This is a genomic window from Blastococcus aggregatus (genome assembly GCF_900221005.1).
GTDB lineage: Bacteria > Actinomycetota > Actinomycetes > Mycobacteriales > Geodermatophilaceae > Blastococcus > Blastococcus aggregatus.
In genome coordinates, this window is sequence record NZ_OBQI01000007.1 from 133,896 (window position 1) to 155,689 (window position 21,794).

The window sequence follows — 21,794 nt, forward strand, 5'->3', positions numbered from 1 at the left end:
TCGATCTCGACTGCCTCCATGGCTCACCAACCGTCGCGGGACGCGATCGATCGCCGCCGGCTTGTGTCTTTCAAATCGGCAGTCCAATAACGGTCCTGACGGCGCGGGCGTTGATGCCGCGATCAATCCAGTCCGGCGGCGTTTCTCAACTCATCCTCGCCGTAGCCGAACGTATAGTCCTCGTCCATGCCGTTGGACAGCCAGATGTCTGCGGCGTCGTAAACGCTGAGCGACTCCTCGATTTCCCCGTCCGCGTGGTCTTCGCCGATCATGCACCGACATTCCACTGCGTAGTCGCCGGGCGGCGCACCTTCCGGCCGCTCCACCGCGCGGTAATGCCTTGGTCCTGTGGGCATTGCAGCCTCCTCCGGGTTCAGACCTTGTCGGTTGGTCAGCGCCTCCGTCAGACGTAGGTATCACCCTGCCAGACCAGGATTCCCCGACGGGGCGGCACGCGTGGGTGGTGTCGAGAGTGCGCTGGGTAGTGCAGCCAGGCGAGGAGCGGATTGTGCAGGATCGTGTTGAGTACAGGCCACCGCCTTGATCGCTCGCACCTCTCGAGACGAGACGATGGGAACCTGACGCACCGGGCACGATCCCATCTGGATGCTTCTGTGAGGAGACCGTCACCCAGGCTCGGCCGGCTGGGCGCCAAGCGGAGCAGCGACCGGACCGCGCGCAGCGAAGAAGGGGCTTAGGAAGTCGTCGTCCAAGTCGATGACACGATCGGCTTCGTGGATCAGGGCCTGCGACACGTCGCTGTTCCCGGCGGGCTCAACGGCCATGAGGCAGACCTGAACGCCGAGGGACTGCGCTTCGGCGACGCCCTCACAGAGGTCTTCGTCGCCGGCCACAAGGTATGCCGTGACGATGGAGCGCTGGCGCGCGAGAGTCGTCAGATCGCGGTAGATCAGCGCATCGACGCCCTTCTGTCTGCCCTGTACGAGGCGCCCGAGTCGCAATTTGGTGTAGTCCAGTTCCCGGAGTGCTGAGTGTTCCGCGGAGGGCTTGCCCTCGCGGGCGCCGTCGTACCAATACGTGCGTAGCAGGGGAAGCTCAGCGTCTTGCTCGACGCGATCGACGAGAGCCGTCAAGAGTTTGCACACGTCGACATCCAGGTTGGTGCGCCTGTGCTCGGCCACGGTCAAGCTCCCGCCGCCGGAGAGCAGGTGGCCGGCGTCGACAAGTAGAACGGTGCGGTCCACGGGGAGATAGTGCCCAGGCCGAGCGCCGAGAGCCAGTGCCGCCGACCGAGTAGTCCAGTGGACGACTGTGCCGGACTCCAGGGCACGGGCCCTAACAGTTGCGTCCCCACGGAGCGATGGACAACCGGGGCACCTGCAAAACTGACGCGGTGACAGTCGATGAGGATGTCCACATTGTCGCCGCCGGACTGCTGAAGCGAGGCGGCCGCGGGCTGCTGCTACATCGTGCCCCCGCGCGACGCTGGTACCCCGACTGCTGGGACCTTCCTGGCGGCCACGTTGAGGATGGGGAGACTCCCGCCGCGGCGCTACGCCGAGAGCTGCGGGAGGAGCTCGGCGTTGCCGCTGTCATCACCGGGACTCCGTTCGCTCAAGTCATCGGCGCGGACTTCCGCATGGATGTCTGGGTCGTCGAATCGTGGGATGGAGAGCCAGCGAGCCTTGATCCGACAGAGCACGATGCCCTGGCCTGGCTGAACCATGGGGAGATGACGGCGCTCAAGCTCGCCGATGCTCGCCTGCCGGCATTGTTCGAAGCCGCGCTCCGCTGAGCGATCGGGTACCGAGAACGCTCCGAGGGGTCGTAGCCGTCCCTATCCCGCGCTACTCGGCGGCCGACTTCATGCTGAGCGCGGCCGCCTCTTCATCGGCGAGCTCTCCGACGAGCTCGGCGACCTTTACGGCGATGTCCTCCAAGGACTCCTCCGCCGTGTTGAACCCACCACGTGACGCGAGCATGGGGCTGACCTGGTCGAGTTCCTCGAACGTCACACCGTGCATGACCGGCACCAGCAGGTTGCGGCGCAGTAGAGCGCTGAGCTCACTGTTGGCGACGCTTCGATCGGAGCGCAGCTTTACGAGCATGGCGGGCGTCACTAGGACGATTCCCATGCGCGAACTCACGAGCCCCTTTTCGATGGCCACTCGCATGTCCGTGCCGGGCCGAAGGCTCACTTCGCTGAACCACACCGAGAGCTTGCGTCCGACGAGCAAGTCGTAGGCATCTTTCGCGTCGGCCTTACGGTCGTCCCAGGCGTGGCAGAGGAACACGTCCTGCTCCTGGGTTCGGGCCACGACCGAAGCGCGGACGGGCTCTAGGTCGCGCACCTGCTGCGGCGTGTACGAGACAGTCGACGTGCTCGGCTGCCAGGCCGGCTGGACGGTGCGACCTTCCCCGCTGCCGCTCGACAGGCTCCCGCTCCTACGGAGAGGGGCGGCCGGTGCTGGGTAAGACGGGTATGACCGCGGCGGCGCGTAGCCATACCCTCCGCCGCGTCCGTGAACTGGGCAGTCGGCGCCGCCGCCCCTGATGTGGCCCCGCACGGGCGCAGTGCACTGAGACATGAGGCGGAGGCTAGTGGCGACCTCTGACATGACAGCGAGGGTTGTTCCGATAGGGGATCCCTCACCGAAACGCACGCTGTCCGCGGCATGAGCGGACGTCGGCTAGCCGCCCCTGTTAGCGGGGCGCGCGTCCGGTCGCGGCAGCGAGGTAGGCGCACTGGGCGCGCGGTAGGGGGACCTCTCATCGAGGGGCGGCAAGGCTGTGCGGAAGGCGTTGGACAAGCTGCGAGCACGCCAACTGGGTCAAGGCTGAAGCAGGCTCACCATCTCGTCGTGAAGCCGCGTGTCTTCTGCACCGAGACCCTCGAGTACCTCGACGATCGAGACCTTCGAGATCACTGCCTGGCCGGCAGTTCTCTCGTCGAGCAGCATGACGCGCTTGAAGTCAGGCTGTATCGCTGTGCCCTGCCAGCGCCCCTTCGTGACTTCGTACCAAGCAGACGGGCCAAGAGCCAGATGGGCGACGTAGGTGCCTTCGGCCTTGTCAGCGAAGTCTGGGTGAGGCGCGATGCTGACTTCCCATGCGTAGATGCCAGACCACGGGACCATGGCCTTCCCTAGGACGTTGCGCCCCAAGGTCTCGTTGACCCGCGGAGAGAGTGTCGCGTCGCAGTAGTTGCGGAGGATCGTCTTCGCCATGCCGAGCAGCTCACGTCCTTCGCTGTAGCGCTGGATCGCCTCCTCCCGCAGCTGATCTGCGAGCTGCCGAGCGACCGCGTCTTGATGCTTCTGACCAAAGCGCTCGGCTTCCCCGCCTCTGCAGAGAGCATCGACGAACTGCATCAAGCCTTCACGATCCATGGTGAGCGCCGTCCTGTTCGTGAAGTACCGGTGCATGTTCTCGATGAAGTAGTACTGCTCGACGTACTCGCGGCGGTACTTCGGAAGCTGTTGGATGTGCTCGTAGACCCGGTCCAGCAGCGTCGCGTAGAGAACTACGGGGGCGTTCTCCCATCCCCTGACGAGAGCGCCCCCAAGTCCGCTCTCGCAGAGCAGCACGACAACACTCTTCGGGGGGGGGGGGGGGGGGGGGGGGGGGGGGGGCTGACGTGCGCCGTACCCCAGGTACCCGTAATAGCTGTGCTCGTGGCCATCGGGCACGCCGTAGTTCTCGATGACGATCGTGGTGTCGTCACCGTCGAGGACGATGTCTGCGATGTCCGCAGGCTCACCGACTGCAGCTGTGTTCTGCTCCTGCCGGACACCGAACGCCTGGTCTGGAATCGGCTCTCGACCCTTTTCGCCGAGCCGGAGGTTGACCTCCTCAACGAAGATCCGCTGGAACGCGCTTCCTAAGCCATGTGTCCCGTCGGCTTTCAGGAGCCACGCGAAGACGTTCGAGAGCTGCTTTTCGTGAGTGCCATGGTGCATGACGTCGAACACGTTGAACCGGCGCTGTGGGCGGTTGGTCAGCATCGGTGCAAGCACGGTCAGCAGGTGGTCGGGCACGCACTCACCGTAGGCTCACTGGCCTTCGAGAATGAAGGACTCTCGACAAGTTCATCGCACTGACGGAGACGGCCGACTAGGAAACATCCGCTCACCGGCATGTCCGGATGTTCCGCAGGGGGAAGGGCTACCGAGCACGCCGCCGTTGGACGAGGCGCTCGTGTCAGCTTGTCCCGGTAGACGCGTCCGGTTGCCATTCCCGCTGAGGGGCGTCATGCGGGGCCCGATCCCTTGCGTGGCGGCGGAGTTCGTACCAGCGATCAACACCGCATCCGTCACCCCGACGAGCGACTCCGTCACCCCTTCGCCGGCACCAGCGCCCGGGCGGTGCAGAGACGTGGTTGTGCCACGGCGCTGGTGGCCTGTCGGCGAGCCGTGCTCGTCCCGATGTCACCCCGGCAAGGGGTGACGGCTACTTGAACGTCTCTTCGGAGCGTCTACGGCATCGCACTGATGCCGGAGGACCCGCAGATGTTCTACGACCCCACCATCGTCGGCAGTTGGCCGGCGCTGGCCGCACGGCTGGACGCCGACGCCGTTCTGCCCCGCTGGGCAGAGACCGAGCCGGACCTGGCCGAACTGACCACCGTCGCCCAGCTGCTCGCCGTCTGGTCCAGGGACGCCGAGTCCGACCGCACCGACGTCGTCCTTGCCGCGCTGGTCCGGTTGGCCGCCGTCGATGGCGGCCGGGACGACGACGCCCTGCTGCTGATCCTGCACCTGCTCAGTGGCCTGGTGTGGACGATGGCCGCGCAACTGAGGGACCTCAGCCCCGACATCGTCGCTGTGGTGGTCGGCGAGCTCGCCTGCCAGGTCCGGCGCTACCCCTGGCAACGGCGTCCGCGTGCGGTCGCCGCGAACCTGGGGGCCGAGACGCGGCGGATGGTGCTCCACGAGCTGCGACCCCGGAGCCGACGGCACCCAGAGTGGGGAGAGCTCCTCACCGTCGACGGCGACGTCACTCGGCTGGTTCGAGCCACCGCCTACGACAAGCGGGAGGACCTCGACGTCGCCGACCTGCTGCAGTGGGCGGTGCGGTCCGGGGTCGACGCCGGTGACGTGGCGCTGCTGGTCGCCACCGAGTGCGCCCGAGCCCTACGTGAGCGCGATGTCGACCAGCGGGTGGCCGCCGCGCACGGCATCACGACCCGCACCCTGTACCGCCGGCGGCACCGCACGCTGACCGCCCTGCGCGACGTGGCTACGCAGTATCTGGGGGCCGTCGCGTGACCGCGCGCCTGCCCACCGTCGGCATGACCGATGGCGGCGATCACGACTCCGGCGACCTCGGGGGCAACGGCCGACTTCTGTCCGTCGCTGAGATCCAGGAGGTCCTGCGAGAGCTGCAGTCCCGACGGCCGCGACCCGACACAGCAGGGATCACCGCACCGCCGCAGCGCACGAGCAACGGCAGCTTGCAGCAGCCCGCCTCGACGAGCGAGGCGGTTCCGACCACGCGACGTCGGAGAAGGGCGGAGGCGGGCTCACCGGTTCGAGGCCGAGGGAACTCCCAAGGGGAGGTGCTCGTCCCCGGGAGTAACTGTACCGCCGGGACCAGGCACCCCGGGGCTCACCACGGTGAGCTGGAGGCTGGCTGGATCGGGGTTCTGGCCGCTCACGCCGGCGCCGGTGCGTCCACGGTGGCGTTGGTGGTCAGCGACGCCGCGGCAGCGGACGGGCAGCGGGTGCACCTCGTCGACACTGCCCGTCCGTTCCGGTCGGGGCTGGTCGCCGCGGCCTCGGAGGAGCTGGGTACCGACGTCACCGGAGCATGGCGGCGCGGGCTGCGCACCGGCGTCACCATCGACCGCCGCGCCACCGACACGGCATCCGATGACTGGCCGGTCCTTCCGGTCGCCGACGGCCCGCCGCTGACCGTCATCGACCTCGGTCACGCCGCGCAGAATCTGCGCCGTCTGACTGGCCGTAGCCGCGCCGTCGTCGTCTGCCGGCCCACCGTGCCCGGGGTGCGGCTGACGGAGCAGCTGCTGGAGCAGCTGGGAGGGCGACCGGTCGTGGTTGCCGCCGTCGGTCCACGCCGGTGGTCCGGCGAGGTCACCGGCAGCCTGGGCCCTCGCCTGCTCGCCCTGCGGGCCGCTGGTCGCGTCGTGTCCGTGCCGATGGATCGGCGCCTCCAGCTCACGGGACCCACCTCATCCCCGCTCCCCAAGCCTCTTCGCGGGGCCGGCCGCGCGCTGCTCGAGCTGCTCGACGACGGCCTTCACGGAACCGGAACAGGGCGTCACAGGGCGCAATCAATCCCGTACCGACTCCGGAGGACACGCGTCGATGAGAACCCTGCTCGCCGACACACTGACGGTGGCCGCCGTCTGTCCGGCCGCACCGCCTGGCGTGCAGGTCTATGCCGACCAGATCCAGTCCTGGGTGAAGTGGGGCGTCCTGGCCATCCTGGGCATCTGCTTCTTCGCCAGCGTCGGGATGTTGATCTGGGGCCGGGTCACCCACCATCCCCGCGGTGCCCGGCTCGGTATGGACGGCATCCTGATCTGCCTGGTCGGCGCGATCCTCTACGTCGTCGGATACGTGATCGTCCTGTCGATCGTCGGGACCGGTTGCTGATGGCGCTCCGCCGAGGCGGCCGGGAGCCGCGCAGCGCGCAGTGGTCGCGACGGAAGTTGCTCGCCCTGCTAGTCATGGCAGCGTTGACGGTCGCGGTTCTGATGGCAGGCCTGGTGTTGGCCGTGGGCCACGCGGTCGCCCCGACTGGAGACGGCGACGACGCCAGCGGCTTGGTCGGGAACGAGACAGGCCCGGCGACGGAAGCTGATCCGACCGGCACGCTGCCCGCCGCCGAGGCTCGTGACGCGCTCGCCGCCAGGCGGATGCCTGAGGTGCCGACATCCGCCTCCCGTCCCGCGCCCCTCTCCAACCGTGACTCCGGCCCGCCGATCGTGCTGCCGCGGGCGACGCACACTGGCTCGGCGGGCGTGCCGACCGGCTTCCCGCACACCGCCGAAGGAGCGATGGCGCAGCTGGCAGCCATCGACCAGGTCGCGCTGGAGTCCGGCTCGCTGGCCGGCACGCGTGACGTGATCGCCGCCTGGGCGATGCCCGGTGGCCCGACGACCACGAGCTGGTCCGGCGTCCAGGCGATGAGCACGCTCCTGAGTGCCGCGGGCCTGTCCGGTGGAGGATCGCAGCAGCTCGCCGTCGTCCTCACGCCACGTATGGGCCAATTCAAGGGCAGCGCAGGGCCCGACTTCGTCGTGCCCTGCGTGAACTTCGAGCTCGACGTGACCCTGCTGCAGACTGCCCGCGGCGCGACCGCCGACTGCCAACGGATGGTCTGGCACCGCGACCGCTGGATGATCGGACCGGGCGACGAACCCGCGCAGCCGCCATCGGTGTGGCCCGGAACAGATCTGGCGATCGACGTCGGCTACCGGGAGCTGCGCCATGGGTAGCACTCTCCTGGCCGGCGACGCGGCGGCTGTGAGCACCAGCGTGCTGGCGATCGACCTGAACCCGATCAGCTGGCTCGGGGACGCCGCCTCCGCGGCCGTCGCTGATGTGTGGAAGGCCGCCATGATCGCCCTCTGGTCCGCCGGGCTCTGGCTGCTCACCCTCGCCTTCCAGGTCATCGACGCATTCACCACCCCAGACCTCACGGCATCGGGACCGATGGGGGCGGTGCTTCCGACGACGCTGTGGATCGGTGCGTCGGTCGCGGTGATCATGATGTTCGTCCAGCTGGCCGTGGCACTGATCCGCCGCGACGGACAGTCCCTGGGCCGGGTGCTGCTCGGGATGGCGCAGTTCGGACTGGTCTGGGTCGGCTACCTCGGAGTGGCCGGCGCCCTGGTCACCGCCGCGGCCGGGCTGTCCCGCGGAATCCTCCAGGCGATGCTGGACATCGACAGCCTGTCGGCCTTCGACCCCAGCAGCTCCTGGCCCCGCGAGGTGGTCGACGCGACGGTGGCCACCGTCCTGGGCATCTCCTCCCTGCTGCTTCTCATCCCCGCCTCGTTCTTCTACCTGGTGATCATGTTCGTCCGGGAGGCGGCGCTGATCATCCTGGCCGCCACGGCTCCGATTTCCGCCGGCGGACTGCTCAGCGACAGCACCAAAGCGTGGTTCTGGAAGAGCCTGCGCTGGTTCATCTCCTGCCTGCTCATCGCGCCGGTGGCGTCACTCGTCCTCGGCATCGGCGTCCAGCTCTCCGCCGGGGTGGTCGCGGGGAACGGTGACTCGACCGCCCAGGCCGCGGGAACGGCCATCGTCGGCGCGGTCATGATCGCGATCGGTGCGGTCTGCCCGCTGGTGCTGTTCCGGCTGCTGGCGTTCGTGGACCCAGGAACCGCATCCGGTGCGGCGCTGCGCCAGTCGTGGACCGACGCGGGCGGCCTGTCGGGCGTGCTCTCCGGCGGTGGCGGCGAGTCCGTGGGCAGTGGCGCCGCGGCGCGCAGCGGCGGTGACGGCCGGTCCGGTGGGGAGGCTGCAGCGGAGGCCCAGTCCTCGGGGCGGCTGGCCGCGATGTTCGGTGGGGTCGGCGCCGCGGTGGGTGCCGGCACCTCGCTGGCTCACCGTGCGGTCGCCGTCGGTGCGGACGTGCTGGGCTCGGCCGGCGTCGGCCACCCCGCCTACGGCATGCCGCCCAGCGATGCGGGTAGCAGCCGGCGAGCAGGCGGCCGGTCGTCGAGCGATACGGGCGGAGGTCCCGACGGCGGTTCCGGTGACGGTGGCTCGGCCGGTGGACCGGAAGCCGACGGTGGCGGCCCATCGACTCAGCCGCCGGGGCCACCGCCCTTCGATGGAGGACCCCCTGCCGGGACTCCCGGGACTCCCCGCGGGGGCCTGGCGGGCTGGGCACAGGAGGGGACGGCGGCCGGCGGTTCCGGCGGCGCCGCGGCCGCCCAGAAAGCTGCGACGGTGGCGCTGTGACGGCCCCGGGACGGCCGGTCCGGTACGGCTCGTGGTCGAAGGACAGGCAGGGCTGGTTCCTGGGTCTCGGCGGCGGGTCGTGGGTGGTGATCGTTGTGGGCGGCCTGCCGCTGTTGCTGGCCGCGGGCTCGGCCAAGTGGTTGCTAGCGCTGGGATGGGCCCCGGTGTGGGCGGTACTGATCGTGCTGGTCGCCGTCCCGGTGCGGGGTCGCTCGGCGTTCCAGTGGGCCGTCGAGTGTCTGCGTCGCTGGTCGGGAGCCGTCCTGGGCTGGACGGACTGGCAGTCCAAGGCCGCCGCCGGAACTGCCGACGACCTCGACGAGGCCGACCTGCCCGGCGTGCTCTCGGGTATCCGAACCTACGACGGCCCGCCGTTCGGCCCGCTGCTCGTCCGCCCGGCCGTCGTGGCCGACCACCGGGAGCGCACCTGGGCCGCCGTCGCCAGGATCACCCACCCCGGGATCGGGCTGTCCGAGGCAGCCGCCCGCGCGCGATTGGGAGCGGGCCTGGCCGAGCTGCTCGAGGGCGCGGCCACGGCGGAGCTGGTGTCGGTGGTCGCCCTGCAGATCCGCACGCTGCCCGAAGACGGTGCCGAACGGGAGGCGTGGCAGCGCACCCATCTGCGCCGGAGCGCTCCGGGGCTGGCGCTGGCGGCAAACGCCGAACTCGCCGCGGTGATGACGTCCGCCGGAGTGCGCCACGAGGCATTCGTGACCGTCGTCGTCCCGGAGCGGCGGATCGCCCGCGCGGCCAAGGAAGCCGGCGGCGGCGTCGACGGCCGCGCGCGCGTCCTGTACGGGGTGATGGGCGAGATCGAGGCCCGGCTGGCCGGTGCCGTCGGCTGCACGAGCGTCACCTGGCTGGACTCTCCCGGCCTGGCCGCCGCCATCCGCACCGGCTTCGCGCCCGGTGACCGGGCCGGTCTCGCGGCGGCCGAGTTCGCCGCGAGCTCCGATCCGCAGGTCGCCGCGGCTCTGCCGATGGGCGCAGCCGGGCCAACCGTCGCGCCGAATCCCGAGCGTCGCCACTACGCCCACGACGCATGGCACTCGGCCACCTGCACCGTCTTGCTGCCCGACAAGGGCGCCGTCATGGGTGCCCTGGCACCGGTGCTGACCCCGACGACGGCGGGGGAGCGGCGGTGCGCCACGGTGTTCTTCGAGCCGATCAGCACGGCGAAGGCCGACCGCCTCGTGGGCAACGAGTCGATGAGCTCGGAGCTGGCGACCGAGATCCGACGCCGCGGCGGGTTCCAGGTCCGCGCGTCCCACCGCCGCGACGCCGCCCGCGTCGAGGGCCAGGACGTCCGGCTCGCCGAGGGAAACGCGCTCGTCCGCGTCGGCATCGCCGCATCAGTGACGGTGCCCGGGACGTGGTCGATCACCGACTACGGCCGCCGGCTGGAGGCGAGCATCACCGGAAGCGGATTCAAGCCGCTGCGGCTGGACTTGGCTCAGGACTCTGGCTTCGCCGCGGCCTGCATCCCGCTCGGCATCGGCCTGCCTCGACGTCGGGGCACGAAGTGATCGGCCGACGCGCCGCTCGCGTGCGGGGGAGGGGAGTGGCGAAGCTCGTCTCGGACTTCGGCCACCAACTGCCGCCGCTCGCCCCACGTCCGGCTCGGTCGGACGACCGCGACCCTCTCTCCTTCCTGGTCGGCCAGCACGGACGGACCGGTCGGGCCACGGGCTGGTGCCCGGTGCCCGCGCCGCTGGCGGTCTACCGGATGACGTCGGAGCAGGCCGGCGGGGTGTGGCCGCTGATCGCCGGCAACGGACTGCCTCCCACGGGCGCGCTGCTGGGCATCGACTACCTCTCCGGCGGCGCCTTCTCCGTCGATCCGATCGGCTGGACGCTGCAGGCGGTCGCCGGCGTCACCAACCCGAACATGATCTTCTTCGGAGCACCCGGCCGCGGGAAGTCCGGCACCGTCAAGATGTTCGCCCTGCGGCAGATGGCCTACGGCTACCGCACGCTGGTCCTCGGCGACGTCAAGGACGAGTACGAGCCGCTCTGCCGGGCGCTGGAGGTGCAGCCCCACGCGGTGGGCCACGGCCTGCCCGCGCGGATCAATCCGCTGGACTTCGGTCCGCTGGGCAACGACTGGACCCGGCTGCCGCGCGCGGAGGCGCAACGCCGCGCGGCGATGGTGTTCTCCCGCTGGCTGTTGCTTCTCCGCGGTCTGGTCGGGTCCCAGCACGTGCCGTTCGGGCCGACGGCCGAGACCGCCGTCGGCCAGGTGATTCGGGACCTGACCGGCTACACCACCGGCGCCGACCGGATGCGCGAGATCACCATCCCGCGGGTGTGGGAGGCACTACGCGCCCCCAGTGCCGAGCTGGTCGACGCCTGCCGCTACGCGACGAGCCAACAGTTTCTGGACGACACCCGACCGGTGCGCGACGCTCTCGGCGCGCTGGTCACCGGGCACCTGGCGGGCCTGTTCGACGCACCGACCACGATCTCGGTGGACTGGCGCGCCCCCATCCAGTCGCTGTCGCTGTCCCGGCTGGACCCGCTCGGCGACGAGGCCGTCGGCGTGGCCCTGACCTGCCTGAACTCCTGGGGCCGGGCGATGACCCAGCTCGCCGAACCTGGCGACCTGCGGATCGTCATCCGCGACGAGTGCTGGAAGCAGATGCGCCTCGGCGCCGACGCCGTCCGGTCACTGGATGCGGACCTGCGCTTGTCCCGCAACGACGGCTGCATCCAGGTCGTCGTCGCGCACAAGCCGTCGGACATGCTCACCGTCGGCGATGCCGGCAGCCAGGCCGTGGCGATCGCCAAGGACCTCCTGCACCTGTGCGCCACCAAGGTGTTGCTGGGCCAGGACGACCAGATCGGCGACGAGCTCTCCGGCCTGCTCGGACTCAGCCCCATGGCCGAGCGCATCGTCACCGACTGGGCCGCCGCCGCCCGGGGGAGGGCGCTGTGGCTGGTCGGCAGCCACGTCGCGAAGGTGCAGACGGTTCGCACCTCGATCGACGTGGCCCTGACCGACACCAACGACGCCATCACGACCTCCACGTCCGGCGACGCGGAGGCAGCTTCGGTGGCCGCCCGCCGGGCGGGGGTGGCGTAGCCCATGGCAGGAACGGACGCCGGCCGGACGGCGCTGGCGGCGGGTGTCGCAGTCTTCGTCCTGCCCCTGCTGGCCATGTCCACCGTGCTGCTCCTCCTCGGCGGGGCAGCGTCGAGCGAGACCCACCCCGACACCACATGTGGGGCCGGTGGCACCGGGGCCACAGTCGCCGGCATCGCGCTGGACGCCGTCCAGATGGGTCACGCGCGGACCATCGCCGACGTCGCCGCCGCGCGCGGCCTGCCCGCGCATGCCGCGACGGTGGCGTTGGCCACCGCCTGGCAGGAGTCGCGGCTGCGCATGCTGGCCAACGACGGCAGCAGCCTCGAGCTCACCGCAGAGCAGGCCGCGGTGACCGCCACCAGCCTGAGCTACGCGCACGACGGGCTCGGGTTCGACCACGACAGCGTCAACACCTTCCAGCAGCGCTGGATGGCCGGCTGGGGCACCGTCGCCCAGCTGATGGACCCCGTCTACGCGGCCGAAGCGTTCTACACCCGGCTCGTCGACGTACCCGACTGGGAAACCATTCCGCTGACCCAGGCTGCGCAGGCGGTGCAGATCTCGGCCGCCGGCGGCGCCTACGCCCGCTGGGAGCCGCTCGCCCAGCAACTCACGGCGATGCTGTGGCCGGCTTCCCAGGCGGTGGATGCGGACACGGCCGGTGCGGTGGACGGCGGCTGCCCCGGCCTGTCGGTGCCCGACGGCGCGTGGGCCCGCCCCAGCGCCGGCGTCCTCACCTCCGGCTTCGGGCCGCGATGGGGCAGCCAGCACGCCGGCGTCGACCTGGCCGGCCCGCGCGGCAGCCCGGTGTACGCCGCCGCGGCCGGCACCGTGCTCACCGCCGCGTGCACCAGCGCCTTCTGCGACCGCGACGGCGGCCTCGATCTGGCCGGCTACGGCAACCTCGTCGAACTCAACCACGGCGACGGAGTAACCACCCGCTACGCCCACCTCTCGGGCTACACCGTCACTCCCGGGCAGCAGGTGCCGGCCGGTGCGCTGCTCGGCTTCCAGGGCTCCACCGGCAACAGCACCGGCGTCCACCTGCACTTCGAGGTCCGCCTCGACGGCGCACCCGTCGACCCGGTGCCCTGGCTCGCTGAACGCGGTGTCGACCTGTCCGTCCACGCGGGGGCCGGCGCGTGACCACACCGCCCCGGCGTCGCGATCCCCAGCCGATCGGTCGCGGATGGGAGCTGGCCGTCGTGGCAGCCGGCGGCACCTTGATCGCCATCGCGCTGGCCGCCCTGACCGGACTCGGGGTCGCCTCGGCGCTGTGGGGCGGCGGCTGGGTGTGGCCGCACAGCACCGACACGGTCGTGCGAGTCCTGGGCGGACTTCTGCACGGCCAGCCCGGTCGCGGTCTGCCGCCTGACCAGCTGCGCCAGGTCGCCGGGCAGGTCCCGGCGTACGCCTGTATCGCCGCAGCCGAGCTCGTTCTGCTGAGCGGGGCGCTCACGACCACCGTCCTGGCTGTTCGCTACCGGCGTCCCGGCGACGCCCGCGGCGGCATGGCCACCCGCCGGGAGGCCGAGCAAGCACTGGGGCTGCGCCAGCTCCGCGCCGGGCGAGCAGTCATCCGCCCGGACCGCTACCCGTCTCGAGGCGGCCGAGGCCGCCTCCGCCGACTGCTGTCCACAGGCGCCGCTGCAGTTCGCCGTCGTGCCCACAGATCCGGCGCGAGCCCCGACTCGGGGCCGACCGCGCCACGACCGTCGACGTCGACATCTCGTCCAACCGTTCGTTCCGAGAAGGAGTCATATCGATGAGCTCGACCGACAACGGCCACAGGCCGGACCTGCTGACCGCCCGGGCCGAGGCAGCGGCGCTGTTCGCCGCCGCCGCCCGCAACGAGAAGGCCGGGCCGACAGCCCAGCTGCACTGCCTCACCGCGGCCACCACTCTGGCGCCCCCCGGTCCGGTGCCCGCGACGGCCGACAGCACCGACCCCGACCGGCTCATCGAGCAGGCGCTGCGCGTCCTCGGCAACCTGCCCGCGCACGACTTCGCGCACCCCGACGTCCTCGCCGCCGCCCAGCACGGGCACCGCGCGCTCCGGGCACCGCGCTGATGGCCACCTCACTCGGGCAGCTCCTCGACGCCCTCGTCGACAACGCCCATTCGCTCGACGACCGCCCGGCCGTCCGTGCCGACGCCGCCACCGCGCTCGGCCACGTCGGCCGAGCGCTGGCGCACCTGCGTCGCGACGGCGTCTCTCCCATCGCCGGCGACCAGCGGGAACAACACGTGGCCGCCCTCGCCGCCGCCTGCACCGAGCTGGCCGCTCGCGCTCCGGCGACCGAGTCGACGCTGACCCGGATAGCGGCCGCCGCAGCCGACACCGTCGGCGTCCTCCACGCCCAGACCACCGTCGCCAGCCGGTGGGCCGCCGCCACTACCGTCGCCGAGACCGTGACGCCACTGGCCGAGGTGATCGCCCGCGGCCTGCCCGCCGGCCCGGCGGCGGAGTGGCTGGCCGAGGTTAGGCACCAGGCGGTCCTGGTGCAGCAGACAGCCGCGCTCCAACCGCCGACACGTACCGATGCCGCCATCCTCGACCGCCCCGTCCCGGGCCCGGCGGCCGATCGATCCGTCGATCCCGCGATTGTGGTCCCCGACGCCGTCGGCGTCCTGCTGCGCGCGACCGCCCGAGGCAGTGATCCACCCTCGGTCGCCGAGGTCTCGGCCTACACGATCGCCGCCCAGACACTCAGCTCCGCTGCCGAACGCCTCGGCCCAGCCAGCGGGGCAGTTGCCGGACCGAGCAGGGCGTCGGACGCCTGGGGCGCGGTCCGGCTCGCTCTCCGTCCGTACGAGGACGGCAGTCGGCGTCCCCACGCGCACGCGCCGTCCGGCGTGACCGCGGCCGGACGGCTCCATGCCGTCCTGAGCGAGGCTGGATCCGACCCGAACACCTGGACGGCGTCGCTGCGCGCGTCGGTCGCGGCCGGTGCTCAGCACCTGCCGACCTTTGCGAACCAGTTGCTGTACCGCACCGTCCGGCACTGGGCCGATTCCGGAACCCTGATCGGCTACGCCCGCGACATGCCGCCGCGCGACGAGCGCGTGGCGGCGTACCTGCGCGGTTATCAGCTCGGTGGGCTCGTCCGCGCCGACGCGGTCGACCTGCAGCCCGTCGCCGGCGCCCTGCACAACGCCCGGCTGCTCTCCCTCGCCGTCGCCGATCATGCCGCCGGCCCAGGTGTACGCGCGACGGCCGGCTTCCCGCAGCGGGCCTGGACGGCGAATCGGGCGCTGCTCGACGACCCGCAGACGCCGGTGGCGCTGAGCGAGGCCCGCCAGCAGGCCCACCAACAGCTGCAGGCGACCCGAGCCCGCCCCGGGCCGAGCCGGGCGCGCTGACGCGATGCGCAGGCACGCGTTCGACCCGACCGACGTGGGCTGGCGGCTGGGCCGGTCCCGGGTTCCGCACGGGGTGGAGCTGTGGTGCCGTTACGACCGCACCACCGGCGTCTACGGCGAGCAGGGGTCCGGCAAGACCCTCGACCTACTGGCCCCCGCGCTGCTGGCCCACCGCGGCGCCGCGCTGGCCACGCTGACCAAGCTCGACGACCTGCTGCTGACCGCCGGACGACGCCAGCAGCCGCCGCACGCCGGGAATCCACCGCGCCCCATCGCGGTGCTCGACCCGTTCGGCGCCGCGCCCGGGCTGCCCGAGCTGGTGTGGGACCCGATCGCCGGCTGTGTGGACCCCCAGACCGCCGAGCGACGAGCCAAGGCCTTCGCCGCCGGCACTATCACCGGAGCCGTCACCGGGGGTCGGCAGGACAACGCCGCCCGGTTCTACGCCGCGGAGACCGCCAAGGTCCTGCAGGGCTTCCTGCACGCCGCAGCGCTCACCGGCCGCACCCTCGAGCACGTCCTGGAGTGGGTCGCCAACCCGGTCGCCGCCGAGCAACCCGCCGAGATCCTGCAGCAGCACCTGCACGCCGCCCGGTTCTGGGACGGGCTTCTCGCCGGTGCACTGCACGGCAGCCCGGACACCGTCGGCAACACCGTCACCACGGTTCAGCAGGCGATGGCGTTGTTCTTCCAGCCCGAGATTCGAGCCCGCTGCGTGCCTTCGCCCGGACGGTCGGCGACCGATCTCGCCGACCTGATCGCGCGGCAGGGCACCGTGTACCTGCTCGGCCGGGAAGACCCCTACGCCTCGGCGGCGCCGCTGATGACCGCGGTCGCCGAACACGTCCTCGACACCGCACTGCGAGCCGCCACCACCTCGCCGCACGGGCGGCTGACCCCCTGCTTCCTGGCCTGCCTCGACGAGCTGCCCTCCACCACGCCGCTGCCCACGCTGCGGGTGCGCATGGCCAACGAACGTGCGCTCGGCCTCTCCTTCATCTACGCCGCCCAGACGTGGAAGCAGATGGTCGTCTCCTACGGCGAGGACGAGGCCCGCTCGCTGTTCGGGCTCACCAACAACCTCGTCGTCTTCGGCGGCGGCAAGGACATCCACTTCTACCGGGAGCTGTCCGACCTGCTCGACGACGTGCGGATCAGCCGGCAGACCGTCACCGACGGTCCCGGCGGCGTCGGCACCTCGCGCTCCGGTGAGGACGTACGGGTCCTGCGGCCCGGCGACATCCGACGCATCCGTGAGCGCCACGCCTTGGTCATCGCCGGCAACGCGCCACCGATCATCGCGCGGTTGCAGCGCTGCTTCGACGGCAAGGACGGCGAGCAACTGAAGCAGGAGTTGGACGCTGCACGAGCGGAAGTCAACCGCGCCCGCGCCGACTCCTCGGATGTTCGTGAACGCACCGCTGCTGCCCTCGCCTATGCCCGCGACCACCGGCTCGGCCCGAGGCAGGACGAGCACATCGAGCCGCCGTTCGGATCGCTGCCCGGGGCGTGGTCGTCGTGATCGTGCTGCCCTTCCCACCGCCACCGCTCGCGGTACTGCACGCTTTCGAGCTCCTGCAGGACATTCGGCGACGTGACCGCGGGGGAGCGGGGCGCGTCGATGCCATCGCGGACCTGGAGCGGCCCTGGGAGCCGGCCAGCTGCAGCGCCGAGCTCGGCGCTGCGGTCTGGAGCTGGTGCGACGACGTCGTCACGTGGATCAACCACGAGTACGCGTGGCGCCCCGCGCAGATGATTCCGGCCTGCTGGGCGCGTCATCCCCACATCGCCCGAGAGCTGCCCGTCCTGGCGGTTCTGCGCTGGACGGCGGAGAACGCTGCTGGGCCCGAGCTGGTGGAGGAGTGGAACCGCTACGCCTTCCCGATGTTCAGCGACCGCATGACCGAACGCCTCGGGGAGAGCACGTGTCGCACCGGTAGACACCAGGACTGGCCCGCCGAGAGCCGCTACATCGCGTCCCTCGACGCCCCGTCGCGGTGACCGGGGCGAAGGGCTCCAGCGGGGCACCCCGACGTGGCGGTCGTCGGAAAGACGTAGCCCCGGCGACATGGCCAGAGGCCAGCGGTCCACCGGGGCTTTCGCGATCAATGTACGCGAGGATCGGGCGTCATGACAACGCCGACGCCCCCGACCTCCCCACTGGCTGGGTCCTGGGTGGAGGCCTGGCTGAGTGCGCCGCGGTTCGCGGTCTATCTGACCGCCACGGGCGGGGATCGGGCTCGGGCGCTGGCCATGTACGAGTGGAACGCCCAGCTCAGCGCTGCACTTCTGCACGACCTGGCGAACCTGGAGGTCGGGCTGCGTAACGCGTACGACGTCGCCCTGTCCACTCGCTGGCCCGGACCACCGCACTGGACTCTCGCCGGGGACGCCGTCTTCGCACCGCTGTACCGCAGACGAGGAAGACGCCGCGTCGACGTCAACGACAGGCCCCGGGAGAGCTTGCGCCATGCGGTCGCCAACGCCGGCGGACCGACCGCCCCGCCGGGCAAGGTCGTGGCGGAGCTGATGTTCGGCTTCTGGCGCTACCTCAGCTCCGCCGCGCACGAGAAGACGCTGTGGGTGCCCGCCCTGCACCGCGCCTTCCCGTCGGGTACCGACCGCGCCGCCCACGTGGACGGACCGGTCGGACGCCTGCACGACCTGCGCAACCGGGTGGCCCACCACGAACCCCTGCTGAACACCGACGTCGCCGCGCGCCTGGCCGACCTGCTCGGGCTGGCCAAGCGACTGGATCCGCAGCTCGGACAGCACGTGCAGGCCACCAGCACGGTTGCCAGCCTGCTGGCCACCCGGCCGTAGTGCTCCACTCTCGCCCAGCCGCTACCGCGGCCATGTGCGCACTGAGACGACTGACAGGCTGGTCCAGAATCGTTTGGCGTTGCCGGGCGTACCTGATGTCGCCTCGCTGTGACTACGCATCACCGGGTGGGTCTTGCGGGACGCCCCGATACGGGCGCCAACGCTAGCTCGCTGTTCCCGCTGAGGGCTGGGTCAGCGGGACGAGGGCGGTTCCCCGCTTGGGGGTCGGCTTGGAGGGCCCGCGCGCTTGCCTAGCTGACAAGACGACGCCCCACCGGCAGCCTCGGACAGGCGGGGCGCTGGCCGTAATCCCAGAGGCTCGCCGAGACCTTCTCCGAGCCCAGCGGGGGCCCGGGTCGTGCAAACTCTACGAGAAGTCGAAACTCTGTTGAATCAGCCACTCCGGGTTGATGAAATCGGGCCAGCCAGCACACGAAAGCGTGATCTTGAGCAGCATCCCTACCGCCGTCATCGAGAACTTTCTCTCCGCCGTCGAGTCCGACGAAACAACGCCGCCGGCACTGACCGCAGAGCTCCGCGAACTCCTCGCCGGAACTGGCAAACTGCCCGACGCTGAGCAGATCGTGGCGCTCGTCCAAGTCCACACGGCGACGCGGGACGGGTTGGGCGGCACGGCATGATCCGGCTCGTCGGACTCGAGATCACTGAGTTCCGCGGGATCCGCCACCTCACGATCCCGATGGGCGGCGACTCGATCCTCGTGCATGGCCCCAACGGCAGCGGTAAGAGCGGCGTCGTCGACGCCATCGACTTTGCCCTCACCGGCAGCATTGCTCGACTCACTGGCGCAGCCACGGCTGGCATCACCGTGAAAGAGCACGCGCCACACGTTCTGCAGCGAAATAATCCGGACGCAGCGAGGGTCACCCTCACGTTCAGCATCCCCAATGGCGGCGAAGGCACGCTAACCCGGACCGTCCGGCGCGCAGGCGAGTACACGCTCACACCCGACACCGCGGAGATGCACACAGCCGTCGCAGACGCCGCCGCGCATCGTGAGCTCATCCTGACACGGCGCGAGATCCTCAAGTTCATCTTGGCCAAGCCCGGCGACCGCTCGCAGACCGTGCAGGCATTACTCAAGCTTGACAGCCTCGAGACCCTGCGCCAGAACCTCGGGACATCCAAGAGGTCACTCACCAAGGAGAAGAACAACGCCGACGCGCGCGTCAAGGCCGCCTTGCCCGACCTCGCCAGCCTCCTCGGCGGCACGACTACCACACGGGGCGACGTCACTAGGGCAGCGAACAACCGGCGGCGGCTGCTCAACCTCCCCGAGCTGACCGAGGCGAACCTCACGATTGGCCCGCAGTGGGTCGCGCTCGACGACGGCGTCAATCGCGACACGAGCGGGCCCGACCGTGCCGGCGCGGTCCGCACCGCACAGGAGCTCGCTGGCGCGGCCGCTTCGGCGACAACCCGCGTCGGTGAACTCGTCTCGGAGCTTGGTGCGGCCGTCCGTGAACTCGGTGACGTCGATGCCGCACAGACGGCCCTCGCACGACGCAGCCTCCTCGTCGCCGCTCTCGCTCAGGTCGACGGCAGCCACTGCCCCGTGTGCGACCGCGACTGGGACACCGAAGCGGCACTGCGGGATCACATCACCACGAAGCTCGCCGCGTCCGAGCACGCCGGGAGCGTCCAAACGACGATTGGAGACGTCACCGGCCAGCTCGGCCTGCAGCTCGAGGCGCTTCAACGCAAGGTGCTCGCCGCCGCCGATACCGCGAAGATGCTCCTCGCTGGCACGGAGCACCCCGATACCCTTATCGCATGGGCGGCTGAGCTTGCCAGTACCCGCAGCCGGATCACCGACGACGCGACGGCGACCGTCGCCGAGGCCATCACACGTGCCGGTGGCGACGATGCTGCCGCTCTACTGATTGGCACGACGGCAAGCACGACCGCGACTACTGACGCCGTTGCCGCGTCCGCAGATGCGCTGCCCGACCAGTCCGACATCCAGGCCGCGTCCGGTTGGCTTGCTCGTGCACAGGAGCGGTGGTCGCGTCTTGAGCAGGCGCGGGCCGCGCTGCAGGACGCAACCGAGAGCTCCCGTGTCGCCGACCTGCTGTACGTGAAGTACTGCGCAGCCATGGACGCCGCCCTCGACCAGCTGTACCGCAGCATCGAGGCGCAGTTTTCGGCGCACTACCAGCAGATCAACGCCGGAGACGAGGACGCGTTCCGGGCCCAGCTCGCCCCAACAGCCGGGAAGCTCGACCTCGCCGTCGGCTTCTATGACCACGGGCTGTTCCCACCAGGCGCTTACCACTCCGAGGGCCACCAGGACGGGATGGGTCTGGCGCTGTACCTCGCCCTGCTCGACCACATGCTCGGCAATGACCTCAGCTTCGTCGTCCTCGATGACGTCATTACGAGCATCGACATCGCGCATCGGCGCAAGATCTGCGACCTGCTCTTGTCGCGCTTCCCGCACGTGCAGTTCGTCATCACGACGCACGAGACGACGTGGGCGAAGACGATCGAGCAGCTCAAGGTCGTCAAGCGCGACAACATCGTCGAGTTCCAGAGTTGGAGCGTGCAAACAGGCCCGGTCCGTTCCCTTAAGGGAGACGTGTTCGCCCAGATCGAGAGCCACCTCGCCAAGGGCGAGGTGAACCTGGCGGCGCCGGCTCTGCGGCAACTCCTCGAGAACCGGATGCACACGCTCGCGAACGACTTACGCGCCCCTGTGCAGTTCCGTGCCGACGGACGGCACGAGCTCGGCGAGATGCTCGCCGCCGTCGGTTCGCGGTACTCGAAGCTGCTGCAGAAGGCCAAGAAGGCAGCGCAACGGTGGGGTGACGCCGACCAGCTCACCAGGACCGAGGAGCTCGAGGAGACCTGGAAGCAGGTCCGCCGCGGCTACGACATCGAGCAGTGGGCTATCAACGCCATGACGCACTACAACCCGTCGATCGACGTGACCGCGAAAGAGTTCGCTGAGACGGTTGCGGCGGCCCGAAAGCTGCTCGCGATTTTCGAGTGCAACCGGTGCGGGCAGCTCGTCCAGACCGAGGGGTACCCGGACGCGAAGATGCTGCGCTGCCGGTGCGCCAAGCTTAACCTCAACCTCGTCGAGAAGTAGGTGCCCGCCCTACGTCATCCACGAGCGCCCGGCGGCCTGTCGAGTACCGCGGCGCATGGTCGAGCCACGTCCCGCACTCCCGGCCGGACGTCGCCGCGGAGGTCTCCGGAATGTCCGCTCATGACGCTGAACGCCCACCGGCGGTGCCAGCGGGCATCCTCCCGGTGAGGCTCGCGGGACGCGTGGTGGCCGAGAGTGCGGCGGGGGCTTATTACGGCGTCGCGAGGAGTCAGCTGGAGGCGAACCAGGCATTGCAGGCAACCGTTGGCCAGGGAGAGCGTTCGCAGGTCCACGCGGTCCTCGTCCCCGATGTCCGGCGAGGCCAGGGACTGAACAGCCCCGGCGAGTCCGGAGACTCCGTTCCTTGGGAAGAATCGTCGCGCGGGACGCGCGCAAGGGGAGCGCCTACCGGGACGACGAAACCGCTGGGCCAACGACGAGGTCTCGACAGCTCATGAGCGACACTCGGTCTCATGCTGGCTGCGGAGAATCTGGGGACTCGTCGCCTTCA

Annotated in this window: 20 protein-coding genes; 16 read left to right on the forward strand and 4 right to left on the reverse strand. The window is 70.5% G+C overall.

Annotation, left to right across the window (positions count from 1 at the left end; all coding sequences use genetic code 11):
- Window positions 1-122: 122 nt before the first annotated feature.
- Both CRP29_RS22470 and CRP29_RS20645 read right to left on the reverse strand, forming a co-directional pair.
- On the reverse strand, window positions 123-356 hold the full coding sequence (locus CRP29_RS22470; protein WP_141437187.1) for a hypothetical protein: 234 nt from the start codon (window positions 354-356) through the stop codon (window positions 123-125).
- Between the two features lie 270 nt (window positions 357-626).
- The gene (locus CRP29_RS20645) at window positions 627-1,205 is read right to left on the reverse strand and encodes an NYN domain-containing protein (RefSeq protein ID WP_176523073.1); all 579 of its coding nucleotides are present in this window, start codon (window positions 1,203-1,205) and stop codon (window positions 627-629) included.
- 116 nt (window positions 1,206-1,321) lie between these two features.
- Here CRP29_RS20645 and CRP29_RS20650 point away from each other — a divergent pair, with 116 nt between their 5' ends.
- Complete coding sequence (locus tag CRP29_RS20650) at window positions 1,322-1,756, forward strand: NUDIX domain-containing protein (RefSeq protein ID WP_097196943.1); 435 nt, start codon at window positions 1,322-1,324, stop codon at window positions 1,754-1,756.
- Between the two features lie 52 nt (window positions 1,757-1,808).
- Here CRP29_RS20650 and CRP29_RS23095 read toward each other — a convergent pair whose 3' ends face one another.
- Entirely contained in the window at window positions 1,809-2,279 is a 471-nt protein-coding gene (locus CRP29_RS23095; RefSeq protein WP_217991696.1) for a toll/interleukin-1 receptor domain-containing protein, read from the reverse strand.
- 513 nt (window positions 2,280-2,792) lie between these two features.
- A complete protein-coding gene (locus CRP29_RS20660) occupies window positions 2,793-3,998 on the reverse strand; it encodes a PD-(D/E)XK nuclease family protein (RefSeq protein ID WP_097196944.1) in 1,206 nt (401 codons plus the stop codon).
- A gap of 453 nt (window positions 3,999-4,451) precedes the next feature.
- On the opposite strand from CRP29_RS20660, the gene CRP29_RS20665 reads away from it, so the two are divergent.
- The 15 genes from CRP29_RS20665 to CRP29_RS20735 all read left to right on the forward strand — a co-directional run bounded on the left by CRP29_RS20665 (window position 4,452) and on the right by CRP29_RS20735 (window position 21,283).
- Window positions 4,452-5,228, forward strand: coding sequence for a hypothetical protein (locus tag CRP29_RS20665; protein WP_245853154.1), 777 nt, complete (start codon window positions 4,452-4,454; stop codon window positions 5,226-5,228).
- 1,059 nt (window positions 5,229-6,287) lie between these two features.
- A complete protein-coding gene (locus CRP29_RS20670; protein WP_097196946.1) occupies window positions 6,288-6,578 on the forward strand; it encodes a hypothetical protein in 291 nt (96 codons plus the stop codon).
- Window positions 6,578-7,423 carry a hypothetical protein gene (locus CRP29_RS20675; RefSeq protein WP_097196947.1) on the forward strand — a complete coding sequence of 282 codons (846 nt, stop codon included), beginning with the start codon at window positions 6,578-6,580 and terminating at the stop codon, window positions 7,421-7,423. Before CRP29_RS20670 ends, CRP29_RS20675 begins: the two co-directional genes overlap by 1 nt.
- On the forward strand, window positions 7,416-8,900 hold the full coding sequence (locus tag CRP29_RS20680) for a type IV secretion system protein (protein ID WP_245853156.1): 1,485 nt from the start codon (window positions 7,416-7,418) through the stop codon (window positions 8,898-8,900). Before CRP29_RS20675 ends, CRP29_RS20680 begins: the two co-directional genes overlap by 8 nt.
- Entirely contained in the window at window positions 8,897-10,426 is a 1,530-nt protein-coding gene (locus tag CRP29_RS20685) for an SCO6880 family protein (protein WP_097196948.1), read from the forward strand. Before CRP29_RS20680 ends, CRP29_RS20685 begins: the two co-directional genes overlap by 4 nt.
- A 35-nt stretch (window positions 10,427-10,461) precedes the next feature.
- Complete coding sequence (locus tag CRP29_RS20690) at window positions 10,462-11,982, forward strand: ATP-binding protein (protein ID WP_097196949.1); 1,521 nt, start codon at window positions 10,462-10,464, stop codon at window positions 11,980-11,982.
- 3 nt (window positions 11,983-11,985) lie between these two features.
- A complete protein-coding gene (locus CRP29_RS20695) occupies window positions 11,986-13,131 on the forward strand; it encodes a M23 family metallopeptidase (RefSeq protein WP_097196950.1) in 1,146 nt (381 codons plus the stop codon).
- Window positions 13,128-13,754, forward strand: a complete 627-nt coding sequence (locus tag CRP29_RS20700) for a conjugal transfer protein (protein ID WP_097196951.1) — start codon at window positions 13,128-13,130, stop codon at window positions 13,752-13,754. The genes CRP29_RS20695 and CRP29_RS20700 overlap by 4 nt, the downstream gene beginning before the upstream one ends.
- Window positions 13,751-14,056 carry a hypothetical protein gene (locus CRP29_RS20705; RefSeq protein WP_097196952.1) on the forward strand — a complete coding sequence of 102 codons (306 nt, stop codon included), beginning with the start codon at window positions 13,751-13,753 and terminating at the stop codon, window positions 14,054-14,056. Before CRP29_RS20700 ends, CRP29_RS20705 begins: the two co-directional genes overlap by 4 nt.
- Window positions 14,056-15,348 (forward strand): serine/threonine-protein kinase, encoded by a 1,293-nt coding sequence (locus CRP29_RS20710; protein ID WP_097196953.1) that lies wholly within the window; start codon window positions 14,056-14,058, stop codon window positions 15,346-15,348. The genes CRP29_RS20705 and CRP29_RS20710 overlap by 1 nt, the downstream gene beginning before the upstream one ends.
- A 4-nt stretch (window positions 15,349-15,352) precedes the next feature.
- Window positions 15,353-16,870: a type IV secretory system conjugative DNA transfer family protein gene (locus tag CRP29_RS20715; protein ID WP_097196954.1), complete on the forward strand. Its 1,518-nt coding sequence runs from the start codon at window positions 15,353-15,355 to the stop codon at window positions 16,868-16,870.
- Window positions 16,858-17,349: a hypothetical protein gene (locus tag CRP29_RS20720; RefSeq protein WP_245853157.1), complete on the forward strand. Its 492-nt coding sequence runs from the start codon at window positions 16,858-16,860 to the stop codon at window positions 17,347-17,349. Before CRP29_RS20715 ends, CRP29_RS20720 begins: the two co-directional genes overlap by 13 nt.
- Window positions 17,350-17,478: 129 nt before the next feature.
- Window positions 17,479-18,171 (forward strand): hypothetical protein, encoded by a 693-nt coding sequence (locus CRP29_RS20725; RefSeq protein WP_245853158.1) that lies wholly within the window; start codon window positions 17,479-17,481, stop codon window positions 18,169-18,171.
- Window positions 18,172-18,581: 410 nt separating this feature from the next.
- The gene (locus CRP29_RS20730) at window positions 18,582-18,812 is read left to right on the forward strand and encodes a hypothetical protein (RefSeq protein WP_141437188.1); all 231 of its coding nucleotides are present in this window, start codon (window positions 18,582-18,584) and stop codon (window positions 18,810-18,812) included.
- Window positions 18,809-21,283, forward strand: coding sequence for an AAA family ATPase (locus CRP29_RS20735; protein ID WP_097196957.1), 2,475 nt, complete (start codon window positions 18,809-18,811; stop codon window positions 21,281-21,283). Before CRP29_RS20730 ends, CRP29_RS20735 begins: the two co-directional genes overlap by 4 nt.
- Window positions 21,284-21,794: the final 511 nt, after the last annotated feature.